The following is a 16,456-nucleotide window of genomic DNA, read 5'->3' on the forward strand; positions in this document are numbered from 1 at the left end:
CTATCGTCGCCGGCGGCGTTTCTTCGCTCGGCGCTCCCGCCATCGCGGCGGGGTGCAGCGGCCGACGCATCGGCTCAGCCGAGGTCGCGATGCTCGTTCAGCGGACCGCTGAGCTCCGCCGCCTCGATGACTCACTCGGCGGTGCGGATACGTTTCATCTGTACCTTGCCGAGGTCGAGACCACGGAACGTCTCCTCGCAACGTCCGCGTGCAGTTCTGGAACGCAGCATGCACTCCTTGCCGTGCTGTCGGAGCAGACGCAGCTCGCCGGATGGGCTGCCTTCGACGCCGGTTGGACCGACAAGTCAACGGCGCTGTACCGGACAAGCCACAAGGCCGCCGCCGAGGCGGATGACCCCGCGCTCCTCGCGAACGCCCTCGCGCTCGACGCTTACCAGAAGGCGTTCGCCGGAGACCCGGACGTCGGCCTTGCCGAGGCCTCCGTCGAGGCCATGGACGATCGCGTTCCGCCCCAAGTCCGGGCACTCGTCCACGACCGCGCGGCCTGGTCCTTCGCGCTGACCGGTGGGCCGCTGCGGGCAGGAGTTGGACATCATGACGGGCCGGTGCTGGTCCGCACTCCAGCGACCCTTGCGGGCCGTTCCTCCGCTCGATCGAGCACTCCGCGCCTTCCCGGATGCCTACGCCCGCGACAAGGCCATCTACCTTCTCGCGCTTGCAGAGGCCTACCTGCACGGGCGCGAACTGGACCTCGCCGCTGCCTCCATCAGCCAAGCGCATCGGCTCACGTCGGGCGTCGCCTCAGCCCGCCCGGCACTGCAGCTGCGGCGGACGCTGGCCATGGCCTCAGGGGTCGTCGCAGCGCGGCCGATGCGTGAGCTTCAGGCCGAACTCGACGTCGGCCGATGACTACCCGGCCAGCTCTCGCTGCGCCCACGCCACACACTGCGCCGATGCTGCGACCACCGCGACCGCGGTAATCTGCGGGTTCTGCCAAGGGTGATTCGCCAGCAGAAACTCCTCGACCTGTGGGTACCGCTCCTGAGTCGTCGTCAACACCGCGGTCCACTCAACGCTCGTACCGAACTCCCCGAGATGCCAGAATGCGGACCTGACGGGCCCGAACACCTGTGCGGAGGCCGCCAGCCGTGCACGGACCGCCAACTCGGCGAGCGCAGATGCAGCTTCCTCATTGTCGATGGCAGTGGTCACCTGAAGAATCCCTGTCACGCGCCGAAGCCTAGCGATCCCCACCCTCACATCTGACAGCCAGCGGCCATTCGACGGCGGGGTGCTCACCCCCGAAGCAGACCGCCAGGATCCGGCTACCCGCCGACGAGCTGCGTAGACGGTGGGTGCGGCGCGTATCAGCGCGCCGGGTGGTGCCCTCCTAGTTGGTGTCCCAAGCCGCCCTGAGGTCCGCCGAGAGTGGACAGATCCAGGAGGGTTCACCATGCTCTTCCCCAGCGACAACGGGCCGTCCTTGCTGGTCAAGGATGGCGAGACCGTCACGCTCAGCACCGACCGGGCCGAGGAGGACGGGCTCACCGCGCTGCGGCTCCGCCCGCTGACGGCCGCCGCCCTGCACCGAGCATTCGGCACGATGCGAGACTCGCCGCCACGGCTGTCCGACGAGAGAGCCTTCGAGCGGGTCGAGGACGTCGGCGGTCTCGTCGATCTGTCCCACCCGGACGACGACGGCCGGATCGGCGGCTTCACCATGGCCGCGCTGCACAACATGCTCAGCGTGATCGACCCCGACGCCCACCTGCCCACACACATCAGTTGGCCGCCGGTCGCCGACCAGCTCAGCGACATGGCGGCCGGTTCGCCGCCGTCCCGGCACGTGTCCGCGGAGTTCTCGTCGATGAAGCTCAGGATTCCGCTGCCGAAGTTCGTTGCCGACCTGTCGTCGCACTTCACCACATTGCTGTTCCGGGACATCGTCGTGGAAAGTGGCGCGACCCTCGTTCTGGAGAAGGACCTGAACCACCTCTGGGCCGGCAACTTCGTCGCCTACAACGGCGCACGGATCGTGCAGCGTTCCAGCTTCCTCACCATCGACGTCATGGGCCGTCTGCGCGGCGGGTTGCTCAACCTGTCGCACGTGATTTCCGACCACGCCCTCGAACTCCTCGACGACGTGATCGACGCCCATCCCGTCGAGCTGCCCTGACGGTACGAGAGACGAGACCAGGAGGACCACCATGTCAACGGATTGGGACATGTTCGGGGAGAAGGGCGCCGACAAGACGGCGGCCCCGGCCGGGTCGGACGTCGGCAAGGCGCTCGACGGCAAGACCGCGATCTGCAGCTTCTTCGGCGACTCCAAATCGACCCCGGGCCAGGCCGGCCAGCAGGGGGGCAACGGCGGCAACGGTGATTGGGGCGGACCGGGCCTGCCCGGCAGGATTCTCATGGTGACCGTGAGCACCTTCGAGGGCGGCATCGTGTTCAAGGCCTGGGGCGGCGACGGCGGCCGCGGCGGGAACGGCGGTGACGGCGGCCATGGCGGTGACGGCGGTGACGGCGGCTTGGGCCACGGCTGCGAGGACGGGTCCAACGGCGGCGACGGCGGCCGCGGCGGCAACGCCGGCAACGGCGGCCACGGCGGTGCCGGCGGCGCCGCGGGCACCGTGCACCTCTGGTACAAGAACTACAACCTGTCCGACGGCCCGCGCCCGATCCCCGGCGGCCGCGGCGGCGATCCGGGAGTGCGGGGAGTGCCTGGCATCGGCGGGAAGGGCGGCGAAGGCGGGAAGGGCGGCTGCAACTTCTGGGGCTGCAACGCCAGCGGCAACAACGGGGCGTCCGCGGCCAACGGCGACCTCGGCGCGGACGGCACGTCCGGGCCGGACGGGAATGGTTCCCAGTTCAAGGTCGACGCGATGACCTGAGTGGCCGTCCGTCGCGGCCAATCTGGCTTACCCGGCGGGAGCGGCGAACGGCACGAGCCGCCCGGTGTGTCGCCGGGCGGCTCGTGGAACGCGCTGTTGTTTGTCAGGCGATTTTGACGTTGAAGAGCGGGTTGGCGGCGAGCTTCTTGAACGCGGCGAGGTTGCCCGGTGTGCTGTCGATGCTGATGTCGCGGTCGCCTTGGTCGTCGTGCTTGGTGTCGAAGTAGACGATGGCCTTGATCCCGGGGCGCTTGGCCAGCTCCGGCAGGACGCTGTTGTAGCCGGCGGTCTTGTCGACCGGGTGGCCGATGCGGTGGTACACACCCCACTCGGCGATCATGATCGGCTTGCTGGGGTGGTTGGTGACGGCCCAGTCGTACCAGCCCAGTCCCTTACCGGTCGACGCTTTGCGGTCGAGCAGGTCGGCGAACTGGCCGTAGTGGTAGTAGCCCTTCTCCGCGGACACGTAGGAGTCCAGGCCGATCCAGTCGACGACGTCGTCGCCGGGGTACAGGTCCTTCCACCAGGACTGGGCCATCCACTTCTCGTTACCCATGTAGGCGAGCACGTTGACCGCGTTGGTCACACCCTGCGCTTTGAGCCGGGTGATGGTGTGGCGGTACATGGCGGCGAAGTCCTTGGCTTCCATGCCGGAGCCCTTGCGGGCGATGACGTCGTTCTCCGGTTCGTGGTTGAGCACCAGGAAAAACTTCTGCGGGTAGCTGGTTTTGATCCGCTTCGCGAACGCGTCGATGCGCTTGTCCTGCTCACCCTTGGCGACCTTGGCCCAGGTGGAGCCGTAGGCGATCTTCCAGTTGACCAGCAGCGCCCGGGGGTGGGCGGGGTCGGTGGTCATCGCGATCTCGCTCTGGGTGGGGAAGACTTCGTCGCCCTTGTGGTAGGTGTGGAAGATCGACGCGGTCCGGCCGGACAGGGCCTCCCACTTCTTCAGTTCGGCGTCGCGGGGGGCGGAGGTGAAGCCGCCCGCGGCGGCGCCCCACAGGACTCCGCAGGTGGGGACGAGCTTGTCGCCGGTGACGCACTGCTGCTTGGCCTTCGGCTTGGCCGAGGACGCGGGAGCGGCGTGCGCCGCCCCGGCCGCGCCGACCACCGCGGTGGTCCCGGCCAGCATCGCACCCAGCAGCGTGACGACCTTGCGAACCTTGCGACCCAAAACGAATCTCCCCCGTTTGTTCCGGCCCACGTCGGCCGGTCACATGAAGAAGATTCGGGGTCAGGGGGAGCACCCCCGGGTCCTGGAAGGTTTCCTAACGGTTGCAGCTCATACTTTCGTCCCGACCGATGCCCTGGGCGGCCGATAGAGCCCCCACCGAACGGCGAACCGGCGTCTGGACGCCTGGTTCGGCTCCTTAAGTCCGGATGGGGGCAGATGAGGGTGGGACGCGGTCAGCTTGCTCCGACGGTGTTGGCCGTGGCGGCGGTTGCCGCGGGTGCCTCGCTGAGCGGGATGCGAATCGTCATCGTGGTGCCCACACCCTCGCGCGAGTCGACCGTGATCGTCCCACCGTGTCCCTCGACGATGGTCGACACGATGGCCAGGCCGAGGCCGGTGCCGGGGATGGCCTGACGGGTGGCGTTGCTGGCCCGGAAGAACCGGGTGAACAGGTACGGCAGATCCGCGGCCGGGATGCCGATGCCGGTGTCGCGGACGACGATGACCGCCTCCGGCCCCTCCGTGCGCGCGGTTACGGTGACGGTCCCGCCGTCACCGGTGAACTTCACCGCGTTGGAGACGAGGTTGATGATCGCGCGTTCCAGGTGGGACATGTCGCCGTTGATCATGATCGGCTCGGAGATCTCGTGGGTCACCGTGACGCCGGTCTTGTGCGCGGTCGGTTCGACCACCTGGGACACCGACTCGATCACGGCGCCGAGGTCAATCGGCTCGCGGTTGAGCACGAGACGACCCGCCTCGATCCGGGACATGATCAGGAGGTCTTCGATGAGCCGCCGGAGGCGTCCGACGTTGCGGTCGATCACCTCGAGCATGCGGTCCTGGATGGAGGTGAGCGGCCCGGCCTCCTGGTCGATGATGACCTCCAGGTAGCCGGACACGCTGGTCAACGGCGTACGCAGCTCGTGGGAGACGGTGGACAGGAACTCCGTCTTGGCGGCGTCCACCTCCTGCAGGCGGGTCACCAGCTCGTTCGCGTGCTCGAACAGCCGGGCCTGGGTGAGGATCCGCCCCAGATCGGCGGCGAGCATGCAGACCAAGTGCACCTCGTACGGGTGCCAGGCTGCCCGCCCCTGCCGCCTGATGACGGTCAGGTGGCCGACCGGTTCGCTGCCCTCGCCGAACGCCACCGAGATCACCGGCCCGGCTTCGGCCATCCGCAGCGCGGCGACCTCCGCCTCGGGGGGCCGCGGACCTCCGTCGGGTTCGGCGACGAAGGCCGTAGCCGGGCCGGCGGCGAGCCACTCCGCCGGTGTCGCGGCCAGCGGGGCCGGGTCTCCGACGGCGTTCGGTGCACTCCACACGTGCGGCCCCGACGGCCCGCCCTCGTCCGGGACCATCCGGATCACCGCGTGGTCCGCATCAACCAGTTCACCGGCCGCCTGCACCGCCGCGACGACCGCGTGCGCGCGGGAGAGGTGCTGCCGCACCGCCGCGCTGTGCAGCTGAAAGGACCTGAGCATCGCGCGCTCCGTGGCTGCTGCGTCGGCGTTCGCGTTCAATGCTGCGGCGACGGTGCCGACCTCTACCGGGGCCGCGTCGAGCCGCACACGCGTGTCATGGTCGCCGCGGCCCAACCGGTCGAGGACGTCAAGAACCTGCGCCAGCGGGGCGGTGATGCGCCGGGTCGTCGATCTGCCGATCCGCACCCCCAGGATCAGGCCCACCGCAATGGTGGTGATCAGCATGACCAAGGAAACCGCGTTCATGACATCGTTGGTGCGGTTGATCTGCGCCACCCGGGCGGCAAGGGCGGCGTTGATCGCCCGGCTCGCGGCGGTTTCCCGGGCGAACTGCTCGTGAATCGCGATGATCTCCTGGTCGGACGGCGGCGAGCCCGGGGTCCCGGGGATGTGCGGGTCGGCCATCGCCCACCAGCGGGTCGCCTGTGCGTCCAGTTCGTCGACCTGGCGTGCAACGACGTCGGCAGCCGCGGACCGCAAGTCCTCCATCGCGCCGGGATATTGCCGTTTGGCCTGCTCATACAATGCCCGGTAGGTGTCTGCGCCGGTCAGCAGGTAGCCGTCGAGACCCGTTTGCGCCTGCGTCAGGACCGCACGCACCGCGGCTTGGGCGCCGCTCGCCTCGATCACACGGGTCAGGGGGCCACTGATCACCAGGAACGCCGGCGCGGACGAGAGCAACCCGGCCAGACCGGTGACAAGAACGATGACGATCAGCACGGTGAACGCCCGGTTCATCAGCCCGCCGACGGTGACCGGTCCGGTGCGGCCCCACAGCCGCCTGCGCGACCTCATGTCCGCGCCCCGCTCACGAGATCCGCGCCGTCGGACGCCCGGATCAGGACGATGCCGCACCTCGACAGTGGTCGTCGCCGCTTGCTTCCGGCAATGGCCGGCGTACGCGGGATCCACGGGTCCGCCCACCCGCTGTCGGATCCTGCAGCGCGGCTGAACGGTCCATCCATATCTTGCATCGGCACGGCTGAACGCCCATCGATGTCTGTTTTCCGAGACCGTCAATTCTCGTTATAACACCCTGGTCGGGGCGGGACGGCTGATTGTTTCGGTCTACCCCAGAAACGTGATCGGCCCGGTGACGGTCGAGGTCAGGCCATGGTCGGCGGGCCGTCCGGGGCTTGATGCGGTCGGCGGGATCGCTTACGCGATCCCCACACCGCGATGAGGACCGCGGCGGAAAGGGCGACCACCGCGACGACGGTGCCGTCCGGGACGAGATACTCCGGAAGCTGGTCGCTGATCGTGTACATCACGTACGGCAGAGTTGCGCTGTCGTACACCCAGACCTTGTACAGGTGGGTGTAGAGATCGAGGGTGGGGGCGGCCGCGGCCACGGCGGCGGTCACGCCGAGCACGGCCACTGCCGCGCGGTGGGCTCGGCCGGTCTGCCGGACCCGGGCGGTGAGCGCGGCCACGAACAGCCATCCGGCGAGCGCACCCAGCAGCAGCCCGGCGACCGTCAAGGGACGCACGGCGGGGGGCGCGAGGGCCCACACGTCGACGCGGGCGTCCGTGGTGTCGTTGGGCATGTACTGGTTTCCGTCGACGGTGGTGTTGATGAAGCCTTCCAGCAGCAGCCCGTCCTTCGTGGCGGTGAAGCTGAGCCATTGCTGCCCCGCCGTGACGATTTCGGCGTCGTCGTCGTCGAACAAGTCCGTGAACGACTGGAAGTCCTCCGCGCCGACGCCTATCCGCTGCGGTGCTGCGGTGAACGAGGTGAGCTGCCAGCCGTCGGCGGCGATGGCGGCTCGGACACGGTCGGGCGAGTAGGGCGACATCACCGTCAACACCCTGGCGACGGTGGCCGGTCCGTCCATCTCTGTCCGCTCGAACTGGACCGGGACCTGCTTCGGGTCGCTGCCCAGCATGGCCGCGGTCACGGCACCGACCTGGTCGTTGGAGGGAAACCGGGCGCCCGTCTGCCAGCCCAGCCACGTACCGCCGGGGGCGGCGAGGCCGCCCAGGGCGATCGCGGCCAGCACGGCGGCGAGTACGGCAAAGGGCCGCCGCAGGGGCAGCCGGAAGCGTTGCCGAATGCCGCAGGCCACCAGATGCAGCGTCTCGGCCACGGTCGGCCCGCCGTACCCGCCCTCGGCCATGTCCAGCAGCGTCGTGATGATCTCGGCGCCGTGCTGACGGCGGTAGGGGCCCGGGTAGGCCCAGAGCAGCCGGCGGTAGCGGCGCTCGTGCCGCGTCAGCGATGCCGTCATCCGGTCATCCCGAACTGCGCGCCGCCCAGGGCGGGCCGTCCGGCGGGTCGTCGCAGCCGGGCCTCGGCCGCGTCGGCGTTGCGGCGCAACCGGGCCACCTGCGCGGCGAGGGCGGCGGCACCGCTGTCGGTGAGCCGGTAGTACCGGCGCAGCCGCCCGTCGATGGCTTCCTCCCGGTCGACTTCGACGAGGCCCTGCTCGGCGAGACGGTCCAGGGCGCCGTACAGCGTGCCGGGACGCAGGATGACGTCGCCGCCGGACAGCGTGTCGACGGCGCGGATCACGCCGTAGCCGTGCGTCGGCTCGGCCGCGAGCGCGGTGAGGATCAAGAACGTGGGTTCTTGCATGGGCGGACACACTACAGCCGCCGCTATATAACGTCAAACGGATAGTACGGTTGACGTTATATACCGGCGGTTGTAGCTTCCCCGAGCATGCCAGCCGTCCTGTCACCCGCTCCCCTGATCCTCACCGCCCTGGCCGACGGCCCCCGGTCCGGCCCCGCGGTGATCCGCGAGGTCACCACGCTGTCCGCCGGTGAGGTCAAGCTCAGGCCCGGCACGCTGTACGGCGCCCTCGACCGGCTGGCCGAGCGCCGGCTCGTGGAGGTCGACCGGGAGTACATCGCCGACGGACGGGCGCGGCGCTACTACCGGCTCACCGCCACCGGCCGCGCGGCGGCGCCGCCCCACCCGTCGGCCGTCAAGGCGCCCCGGCTCGCCGCCCTGGACGGACTGCGGCTGATCGCCGCGCTCGCGGTCGCGGTCCATCACTACACCGCGTACTGGGCGCTCGACGGTGTCCACACGCCCGCATACTTCCTGCCCCACGCCAGCCGGGTCACGATCTACGGCTTCCTCGGCGTCGAGTTGTTCTTCATGATCAGCGGGTTTGCGATCTGCATGAGCAGTTGGGGGCGGACGCTGCGATATTTCTTCGCCTCCCGCGCGAGCCGGCTCTACCCGGCGTACTGGACCGGCGTCGTCCTCACCACCGCGGTCACCTTCCTGCTGCCCATCAGCGGTCACATACCGCAGCGGGTGCCACTGTCCTGGGCCGGCATCGGCGTCAACTTCACCATACTGCAGGAGCCGCTCGGGGTCCCCGCCGTGGACAACGTGTACTGGACACTGTGGGCGGAGCTGCGGTTCTACCTGCTGTTCGCGATCGTCGTCGCGCGGGGCGTCACGTACCAGCGGACGGTCATCTTCCTGCTGAGCTGGATGCTGGCCGCCTGCGCGGCGACGTCGCTCGACGTGCCGCTGCTCAAGACGATCACCGTCGGTGAGTTCGCGGGGTACTTCATCGCCGGTGTCGCCATGTACCTGATGCACCGCTTCGGGCCGACCCCGCTGCTGTGGGCGATCCTCGGCATGACCTGGTGGGTGAACATGCACCGGCTCGCGGAACGGGTCGGACCGCACGGGTTCCGCATTCCGCTGTGGCCCGCTGTCCTCATCGTGAGCCTCGGCTACGTGATGCTGGTGCTGATCGCGCTCGACGCGAAGGGCCGCCCCGGCTGGCGGTGGCTGACGATCGCCGGCGCGTTGACCTATCCGTTCTATCTGCTGCACCAGCGGATCGGATACACCGTCATCCGCTACGGGTACGAGCTGACCAGCCTGCCGGTGCCGGTCCTGATCGGCGCGACGGTCGTCCTCATGCTCGTCCCCGCCTGGCTGGTGCACCGGTACGTCGAGCGCCCCCTCGGCCCCAGGATGCGTAAGGCGTTGGCACCGGCTGCGCGGACGTAGCCCGTCACCGGTCGGGGCCGGCGCCGTCCACGACCTGGATCCGGTCGGCGGGGTCGCGTTCCTGCTCGCGGGCCAGCAGCGCCAGGGCCCGGGCGTCCGCCGCGGTCGGCCGGTCACGGTCCAGCGCCCGCGGCCACAACCGGCCCTGACGCACCGCCGCCACCTCGGCCGCGAACACCAGCCCCAAGCTCAGCACGTACAGCAGGGAGAACATGCCCGCCACGGCGGCGAAGCTGCCGTACACCGCGCCCGCCCGGCGGACCAGCCCCGGCAGGACCGCGGCGCCGACCGTCAGCACCACGGTCAACGCGGTCGCCCCGAGCGCGGCGCCGGGCCACAGTGCCCGCACCGGCGCCGGACGCGACAGCAGCAGGCGGGCGGCCAGCAGCAGTACGCCGTACCCGATGAGCCAGGAGCCGAGCGCGGCCGCGACCTGCGGCATCGCACTGACGCCGGGCACGACCGTGACCGCCACGGTGAGCCCGCCCACCGCCACCACCCCCGACAGCAGCAGCACCAGAACGACCATTACGCGCAGCAGCCACGAGATGATGCCGTGACGCAGCCGGAACGGGACCGCGGCGAGATGGTTGAGCGTGTGGTACGCCGAGAAGACCACTCCGGCGCCGGAGTACAACAGGCCGATGATGCCGATGGCCAGCGGCACCGCGGAGGTCGGCATGGCCGCCGCCGCACTCTCCACACTGGGCTGCAGCGAGTGCGGCACGATCGCGGTCACCAGCCGGTGCCGCAGATCCGGCCGTGCCGCCAGGACCCGGGTCACGACCGTGACGCCGAGCAGCAGCACCGGGAAGACGCTCAGGAAGCCGTAGTAGGTGATCAGCGCGGCTTCGCGGCCGCCGCCGTCGTCGAGGTACTTGCGCACCACGGCGTACCCGAACCCCAGCACCCGGTGCTGCTGTTGCAGGCGGTCCAGCCGGCCGATCACCCCGGCCACGGCGTCAGCGAGGCTCCACCGCGAGCACGTGACACCCCCAGGCGGGCAGGTCCACGAAGAGGCCGTCGGCGGCCAGTTCGTCGCCCGTACGGTCGAAGACGCGCCCGTCGAGCCGATCCGTGAGCCGCCACGCACGCCCGCGCAACTCCTGCCACGGCAGCGCCGCACGGCCCTGCGCGGCGTGCCCGGACAGGTTCACCACCACCACGTGGTGCAGCGGCCCGTCGTGCCACGCCCACGCCGCCAGGTCGTGGTGGGTCGGATTGTCCGGCCAGCCGTGCACCTGCAGCAGCGTCCAGTCGCCGCGGCGCAGTTCTGCGGCCGCCGCGAGCAGCCGGTGGTAGAAACGCTGCAGATCGTCGTCGGCGGGCTCGTCCGGGCGCCGCCCGAGGAACACCGGCAGCCGCACCCGCCGCCCCTCGAACTGTCCGTCGTGCCACAGCGTCGCCCCGGGCAGCGTGGCCACGGCCACCGCGGCGGCCCGGTCCCGGCCGGCGGGCAACTCCGCGGCGGCGCGGGGCTCGTCGTGGTTCTCGATGAAACGGATCAGCCGCCGCTGGTAGTCGTACCCGGCGGACAGGTGACCGCGCACCGCGGCGGCGTCGCCGTGCGCGAGCCGGTCGTAGAGGCGCTTGTCGTAACAGAAGTCGAAGCCCTGCTGCTGCAGTGCCCACTCCATGTCCCAGTACGCCTCGGCGATCAGCACCGCGTTCGGGTGCCGCAGCCGCAGCTCACCGAGGACGGTCGGCCAGAACTCCTCCGCCGGGGCCGCCCCGACGTGCGCACCCCAGGTCTTGCCGAACACGTCGTTGGTCACCAGCATCGCCATGTCGCAGCGCACGCCGTCGCACTGCTCCAGGATGCGGTCGAGCACGTCCGTGGTGGCCTGGCGCAGCTCCGGGCGGAACGCGTTGAGCTGCACCACGTCCGGCCAAGCCGGAAAGAACGGGTCACGGCCGCGCGCCACGATCAGCCCGCGGATGTCGAGCCAGTCGTCCGGGGCCGCGGCCTTGTCCCGGGCCGTACCGCGCACGAACCAGTCCGGATGCTCCAGCAGGGCCGGGTGATCCGGGGCGACGTGGTTGGGCACGAAGTCCAGGATCAGGCGCAGACCGCGGCGGGCCAGCTCGGCGCGGGCCGCGGCCAGCCCGGCGGGGCCGCCCAGGCGGTCGTCCACCACGTACCGGCGGACACAGTACGGCGAGCCGACCACGTCCTCGTCGGTCAGGTCGGGCAGGGCGGCGCGGAACGCGTCCTGCAGTCCCGCGTTGTGCCGGGCCACCGCGAGACCGGCCGGGCTGCGCTGCCACACACCCATCAGCCACACCGCGTCCGTGCCGGGCGGGGCCAGCTCGTCCCAGACTTTCGCGGGGACCTGGGCGAGTGTCAGCGGGGCACCGGCGCGGCGGCCCACCTCGGCCAGCCACGGCCAGGTGTCGACCTCGTACACGACCGGGTGGGACGGCCAGCCGCTCATCGCCTCTCCTGTCGCGTGCGCCGGACGCCGATCATCCCATGGGCGAGCAGATCGTGGCTCTCCAGTCCCGCGAACAGGTTCGGGAACACCGCGACCATCCCGGTCCAACCGGTCTGGTGACTGGCGCCGACCCCGGCACCGTTGTCGCCGTGGAAGTACTCGGAGAACGTCAGCAGTTCCCGCCAGTGCTCGTCGGTCGCGAAGATCGTGTGACCGCCGTAGCAGGGGCGGCGGCCCTGCTCGTCGGGCAGGAAGATCCGGGTCAGCCGGTCGGAGATCTCCCGTGCCACCTCGAACAGCGTCATCTGCCGGCCCGTGCCGGTCGGGCATTCCACGGTGAATTCGTCGCCGTAGCCGACGTGCAGGTTCAGCAGGGCACGGATCATCAGGGCGTTCATCGGGAACCAGATCGGGCCGCGCCAGTTGGAGTTGCCGCCGAACATGCCGGTGTCGGATTCGGCAGGCAGGTACGACACCTCGTGCCGATGCCCGTCCACGTCCAGGCCGTACGGATGCTCGGCGTGGTAGCGCGACAGCGAGCGGATGCCGTACTCGCTGAGGAATTCGTCCTCGTCCAGCAGCCGGGCCAGTACCCGGCGCAGCCGCTGCTGGTCGAACAGCGCGAGCAGGTAGTGCCCGCGCTCGCCGCGGAAGCGCCCGGGGGTGATCACCGAGGCGATGCTGGGGTGGCGGGTCACGAACTCCTGCGCCCCCTTCAGCAGTTCGGGATGCCGCTCGGCCACCTCGGGACTCAGCACGGTGGCCGCGGCCAGCGGCAGCAGACCCACCATGGAACGCACCCGCATCCTCGTGGCGCTGCCGTCCGGCAGGCGCAGCAGGTCGTAGAAGAAGCCGTCCTGCTCGTCCCACATGCTCTCGGCCTTGCCGCCCGAACGGTTGACCGCGACCGCGATCAGCATGAAGTGCTGCAGGAACGTCTGCGCCTGCTCCAGGTACACCGGCTCGTCGTCGGCCAGTTCCAGCGCGATCTGCAGCATGTTCTGGCAGTACAGGGCCATCCATGCGGTGCCGTCGGCCTGGTCCAGGTGCCCGCCCGTGGGCAGCGGGGCACTGCGGTCGAAGACGCCGATGTTGTCCAGGCCGAGGAATCCGCCCTGGAACACGTTGCGGCCGTCCACGTCCTTGCGGTTGATCCACCAGGTGAAGTTCTTGGACAGTTTGAGGAACGCGTTCTTCAGCCAGGCGCGGTCGCCCTGGCCGGTGTTCGCCTTCTCGAGCTCGTACAACAGGTACGTGGCCCAGGCGTGCACCGGCGGGTTGACGTCGGAGAAGTTCCACTCGTACGCGGGGAGCTGGCCGTTGGGGTGCTGGTAGCGACGGGTCAGCAGCAGGTCGAGCTGGTGCTTGGCGAACGTGACGTCGACCAGGCCGAGCGTGATGGCCTGGAACGCGAGGTCCCACGCGGCGAACCATGGGTACTCCCACGTGTCCGGCATCGAGATGATGTCGTGGGCGACCAGGTGGAACCAGTCGCCGTTGCGGACGCCCTCCGCGTCCAGCGGGTCCAGGCCGTGTTCGGAGAGCCACTGCTCCACGTCGTAGCCGAAGTACTGCTTGCTCCACAGCATCCCGGCCAGCGCCTGGCGAACCACGGGCCGTTCCGCCTCGGCCAGTTCGGGGTCGAGGATGTCGTCGTAGAACTCGTCCGCCTCGGTGCGGCGCCGCGCGACGAGCTCGTCGAAGCCGGGCGCGGAGAAGCGGGGATCGTCCGGGGCGGGCGGCGTGTCGGTGAGCCGCAACCGGACCACGGCACTGCCGCCGGGCGGCAGCGTCAACGGCACGTCCACGGCGGCCTTCGTGCCGGTCAGATCCGGGTTCACCGCGGCCTCGTCGCCGTGCACGACGTACCGGTCGAACGCGTCCTTGACGTACGGGGTGGCGTTCGGGGTGCCGAACAGCCGCTGCGTGTTGGTGGCGTTCTCGGTGAACAACAGTGTGTCGCCGTCCAGGGACAGCAGCCAGCGGTCGCCGAGGTGCGGGTGGGTGATCGCGATCGCCGGCGTGCCCGGCACCGCGCGCAGTTGCGGCCGCGGCGCGTCCGGCCCGGCCGACCAGATGTCGCGGAACCACACGGTCGGCAGCAGCCGCAGATCCGCCTGCTCCGGGCCACGGTTGTGCACGGTGATCCGCAGCAGCACGTCCTCCGGGCCGTCCTTGGCGTACTCGACGACGACGTCGAAATAGCGGCCGTCGTCGAAGATTCCGGTGTCGAGCAGTTCGTACTCGAACTCGGTCCGGCCGCGGGAGCCGTTGGTGGCCACCAGATCCGTGTACGGGAACTCCGCCTGCGGGTACTTGTACAGCATCCGCTGATACGAGTGGGTGGGGGTGCATTCGGTGTAGAAGTAGTACTCCTTGACGTCCTCACCGTGGTTGCCCTCGGCGTTGGTCAGGCCGAACATGCGTTCCTTGAGGATGGGGTCACGGCCGTTCCACATCGCCACGGACAGGCAGAGGAACTGCTGGTCGTCGCTGAACCCGGCGATGCCGTCCTCCCCCCATCGGTACGCGCGCGAGCGCGCCTGGTCGTGAGTGAAGTAGGCCCAGGCGTCGCCGCCCGCGCTGTAGTCCTCGCGGACCGTGCCCCACTGCCGCTCGCTCAGATAAGGGCCCCATCGGCGCCATGAGGCGCCGGACATGTCGGCTTCGTGAAGGCGCTGCTGCTCAGCGCCGTAGGATCCGGGGGAAGCTGCGCTGCTCATGCCCGCCATGCTCGGCGCAGCCCGCACCGGCCGCGTCATCCGGGACGAATGACGGGCTCACGAACGGGGTTGCGGGTCGGCGGCGGGCGCCCTCCACTGCGCACCGGTCAACGCCTGGTACGCGGTCACCGCGTCCTCCAGCGTCGGAAAGAAGTGCTCCGGCTCGATCGCGCGGGTCAGGTGGTACCGGTCGATCTTACGGCGCACCGGGTCCTTGAGTTCCGCGAACACCAGGAAAATCCCGCGGGCGTTCAGCTCCTCGTCGAGGTCCTCCAGCACGTCGGAGGCGGTGGTGTCGACGTCCGTGATCGGCTCGGCCGCGATCACGATCCACCGCGGTGGCGGGTCCGCGGCGGCCAGCTCGCGGATCTGGTCCCGGAACACCCGCGCGTTCGCGAAGATCAACGGTGCGTCGAAGCGGAACAACACCATCCCGGGCAGCCGCTCCGCATGCGGGTACGACGTGACGTCGTGGTAGCCCTGCACGCCGGCCGCCCGCCCGAGCACCGCCTGGTACGGCCACCACAGCCGGCGGAACACGTTCACCACGGACAGCGCCACCGCCACCCCGATGCCGGGCAGCACCCCGAGCAGCGCCACCCCGAGGAACGCGGTCATCGCCACGGCGAATTCGGTGCGCCGGTGACGCCACAGCCGGGCCGTACCCGGGATGTCGGCCAGCGACAGCGACGCCGCGATCACAACCGCGCCCAGCGCGGGCTGCGGAAGGTCCTTCAGCAGGCCGGGGACGAACACCAGCATGAGCAGGATCAGCGCGGCGCCGACCACGCCGGTCACCTGCGACCGGGCCCCGGACTGCTCCGCCACCGCCGTGCGGGAACCGCTCGTGCTGACCGGGAAACCCTGGAACAGCGACGCCGCGATGTTGGCCGCGCCGATGCCGATCATCTCCTGGTTGCCGCGGACCTCCTGCCCGGTGCGCGCGGCGAACGCCGACGAGGTCGAGATCGTGTCCGTCAGCGACACCAGCGTGATGCCCAGCGCGCCGGCCACCAGCAGCGCCATCTCCGACCACGAGGCGTGCGGCAGGGTGAGCGGTGGGAAACCCCGCGGCAGGTCCCCCACCAGCTTCACCCCGCGCTCCCCCAGGTCCAGCACCCACGTCGCGCAGATCGCGACCAGCACACCGGCGAGTACGGCCGGCACCTTGGGCAGGAAGCGTTGCAGCCCCAGGATCACCGCCAGGGTGAACAGGCCCACGCCGACCGCCGCCGCCACGGCCTCTCCGTCGGCCAGGCCACGCACGAACGCGGTCGCCTCCCCGATCAGACCCTCGGCGTCCACGGAGAACCCGCACAGCTTCGGGAGCTGGCTGACCAGGATGGTCACCGCGAGCCCGTTCATGTAGCCGATCTGTGTCGGCTTGGACAGCAGGTCCGCGATGAACCCCAGCTTCGCCGCCCCGGCCACGGCCATGGTCACGCCCACCATCAGGGCGAGCATCGACGCCAGCGCCACCGCCTTGGCCGGGTCGCCGCCCGACCCGACGATCGGCACGATCACCGCGGCGATCATCGGGCCCAGTGAGGAGTCCGGCCCGAGCACCAGGATCCGTGACGGGCCGAACAGCGCATAGCCCAGCAGGCACAGGATCGACGTGTACAGGCCGGTGATCGGGGGCAGGCCCGCCAGTTCCGCGTACGCCATGCCCTGCGGCACCAGCAGCGTCGACAGGACCAGCCCGGCCACCAGATCCTTGACCAGCCAGTCCCGGCGGTACGCCGAAACCAGCCGCAGCCCGGGAACCCATTGGCCGATCGCCGCCATGCCGTCCTCCCG

At 70.1% G+C, this 16,456-nt stretch carries 13 protein-coding genes and 1 pseudogene; 5 read left to right on the forward strand and 9 right to left on the reverse strand.

The window, feature by feature from the left end; all coding sequences use genetic code 11:
* Positions 1-546: 546 nt before the first annotated feature.
* Positions 547-870 (forward strand): hypothetical protein, encoded by a 324-nt coding sequence (locus tag ACMCNK_RS12920; RefSeq protein ID WP_412736648.1) that lies wholly within the window; start codon positions 547-549, stop codon positions 868-870.
* Here the strand turns inward: ACMCNK_RS12920 and cutA are convergent, their stop codons facing one another.
* Positions 871-1,173, reverse strand: a complete 303-nt coding sequence (cutA, locus tag ACMCNK_RS12925; protein WP_412736649.1) for a divalent cation tolerance protein CutA — start codon at positions 1,171-1,173, stop codon at positions 871-873.
* 241 nt (positions 1,174-1,414) lie between these two features.
* Between cutA and ACMCNK_RS12930 the strand changes: the two genes are divergently transcribed.
* Positions 1,415-2,137, forward strand: coding sequence for a hypothetical protein (locus ACMCNK_RS12930; protein WP_412736650.1), 723 nt, complete (start codon positions 1,415-1,417; stop codon positions 2,135-2,137).
* Between the two features lie 31 nt (positions 2,138-2,168).
* Positions 2,169-2,858, forward strand: coding sequence for a hypothetical protein (locus tag ACMCNK_RS12935; RefSeq protein ID WP_412736651.1), 690 nt, complete (start codon positions 2,169-2,171; stop codon positions 2,856-2,858).
* Between the two features lie 103 nt (positions 2,859-2,961).
* On the opposite strand, the gene ACMCNK_RS12940 is transcribed toward ACMCNK_RS12935, so the two are convergent.
* From ACMCNK_RS12940 to ACMCNK_RS12955, 4 genes are all read right to left on the reverse strand, one after another.
* A complete protein-coding gene (locus ACMCNK_RS12940) occupies positions 2,962-4,032 on the reverse strand; it encodes a glycoside hydrolase family 26 protein (protein ID WP_412736652.1) in 1,071 nt (356 codons plus the stop codon).
* A 233-nt stretch (positions 4,033-4,265) separates the two neighbouring features.
* Positions 4,266-6,311: an ATP-binding protein gene (locus ACMCNK_RS12945; protein WP_412736653.1), complete on the reverse strand. Its 2,046-nt coding sequence runs from the start codon at positions 6,309-6,311 to the stop codon at positions 4,266-4,268.
* A gap of 311 nt (positions 6,312-6,622) precedes the next feature.
* The gene (locus ACMCNK_RS12950; protein WP_412736654.1) at positions 6,623-7,744 is read right to left on the reverse strand and encodes a hypothetical protein; all 1,122 of its coding nucleotides are present in this window, start codon (positions 7,742-7,744) and stop codon (positions 6,623-6,625) included.
* On the reverse strand, positions 7,741-8,091 hold the full coding sequence (locus ACMCNK_RS12955) for a PadR family transcriptional regulator (protein ID WP_412736655.1): 351 nt from the start codon (positions 8,089-8,091) through the stop codon (positions 7,741-7,743). The genes ACMCNK_RS12950 and ACMCNK_RS12955 overlap by 4 nt, the downstream gene beginning before the upstream one ends.
* An 87-nt stretch (positions 8,092-8,178) precedes the next feature.
* Here ACMCNK_RS12955 and ACMCNK_RS12960 point away from each other — a divergent pair.
* Together ACMCNK_RS12960 and ACMCNK_RS12965 are read left to right on the forward strand one after the other, a co-directional pair.
* Positions 8,179-8,421 (forward strand): annotated as a pseudogene (locus ACMCNK_RS12960) (PadR family transcriptional regulator); the annotation flags it as partial.
* A gap of 66 nt (positions 8,422-8,487) precedes the next feature.
* On the forward strand, positions 8,488-9,498 hold the full coding sequence (locus ACMCNK_RS12965; RefSeq protein WP_412740834.1) for an acyltransferase family protein: 1,011 nt from the start codon (positions 8,488-8,490) through the stop codon (positions 9,496-9,498).
* Between the two features lie 4 nt (positions 9,499-9,502).
* On the opposite strand, the gene ACMCNK_RS12970 is transcribed toward ACMCNK_RS12965, so the two are convergent.
* The 4 genes from ACMCNK_RS12970 to ACMCNK_RS12985 are packed head-to-tail and all read right to left on the reverse strand — an operon-like array spanning position 9,503 to position 16,444.
* Positions 9,503-10,456, reverse strand: a complete 954-nt coding sequence (locus ACMCNK_RS12970) for a YihY/virulence factor BrkB family protein (protein ID WP_412736656.1) — start codon at positions 10,454-10,456, stop codon at positions 9,503-9,505.
* Between the two features lie 4 nt (positions 10,457-10,460).
* On the reverse strand, positions 10,461-11,933 hold the full coding sequence (locus tag ACMCNK_RS12975; RefSeq protein ID WP_412736657.1) for an alpha-amylase family glycosyl hydrolase: 1,473 nt from the start codon (positions 11,931-11,933) through the stop codon (positions 10,461-10,463).
* Positions 11,930-14,656, reverse strand: coding sequence for an MGH1-like glycoside hydrolase domain-containing protein (locus tag ACMCNK_RS12980; RefSeq protein WP_412736658.1), 2,727 nt, complete (start codon positions 14,654-14,656; stop codon positions 11,930-11,932). Before ACMCNK_RS12980 ends, ACMCNK_RS12975 begins: the two co-directional genes overlap by 4 nt.
* A 57-nt stretch (positions 14,657-14,713) precedes the next feature.
* Entirely contained in the window at positions 14,714-16,444 is a 1,731-nt protein-coding gene (locus ACMCNK_RS12985; protein ID WP_412736659.1) for a SulP family inorganic anion transporter, read from the reverse strand.
* Positions 16,445-16,456: the final 12 nt, after the last annotated feature.

It is taken from the genome of Krasilnikovia sp. MM14-A1259, from assembly GCF_047159535.1.
GTDB lineage: Bacteria > Actinomycetota > Actinomycetes > Mycobacteriales > Micromonosporaceae > Actinoplanes.

Excerpts from the sequence above, each read along its gene's own strand:
- ACMCNK_RS12930 (WP_412736650.1), top strand. The coding sequence starts at position 1,415 with ATGCTCTTCCCCAGCGACAACGGGCCGTCCTTGCTGGTCAAGGATGGC.
- ACMCNK_RS12935 (WP_412736651.1), top strand. The coding sequence starts at position 2,169 with ATGTCAACGGATTGGGACATGTTCGGGGAGAAGGGCGCCGACAAGACG.
- ACMCNK_RS12945 (WP_412736653.1), bottom strand. The coding sequence starts at position 6,311 with ATGAGGTCGCGCAGGCGGCTGTGGGGCCGCACCGGACCGGTCACCGTC.
- ACMCNK_RS12950 (WP_412736654.1), bottom strand. The coding sequence starts at position 7,744 with ATGACGGCATCGCTGACGCGGCACGAGCGCCGCTACCGCCGGCTGCTC.
- ACMCNK_RS12955 (WP_412736655.1), bottom strand. The coding sequence starts at position 8,091 with ATGCAAGAACCCACGTTCTTGATCCTCACCGCGCTCGCGGCCGAGCCG.
- ACMCNK_RS12975 (WP_412736657.1), bottom strand. The coding sequence starts at position 11,933 with ATGAGCGGCTGGCCGTCCCACCCGGTCGTGTACGAGGTCGACACCTGG.
- ACMCNK_RS12980 (WP_412736658.1), bottom strand. The coding sequence starts at position 14,656 with ATGAGCAGCGCAGCTTCCCCCGGATCCTACGGCGCTGAGCAGCAGCGC.
- ACMCNK_RS12985 (WP_412736659.1), bottom strand. The coding sequence starts at position 16,444 with ATGGCGGCGATCGGCCAATGGGTTCCCGGGCTGCGGCTGGTTTCGGCG.